The 229-nt window shown below is 42.8% G+C and carries 1 protein-coding gene; it reads left to right on the top strand.

Annotated elements, in window-relative coordinates:
- Positions 1 to 229, top strand: a 229-nt coding sequence (locus SB847_RS22490) for a hypothetical protein (protein ID WP_410579002.1), incomplete at both ends; no start/stop codon positions are given.

Here is a 229-nt window from a genome sequence, read left to right as displayed (position 1 = left end):
AATAAAGAAGTCACTATTGATCCAAAGTCTCACAAGAAAAAGACTAAGATTACGATTGAGCATCACTATAAAGTGGTGGATACCGGCAAGCCGCGTACCGTAGCATTCAGTGTTTTTGGTTCGAGGTTGAGTTACCCCAAATCAGAGTTCTTTTCTGATTCACAGTATCGGCGTATGGCAAGCGAGCTTAATGTAGAAGTCGCCGCCATTAAAGCGTTGGTTCAACAAG

Source organism: Bacillus sp. SIMBA_026, from assembly GCF_046535335.1.
GTDB lineage: Bacteria > Bacillota > Bacilli > Bacillales > Bacillaceae > Bacillus > Bacillus velezensis.
This window is presented reverse-complemented; position numbering and strand designations above follow the sequence as displayed.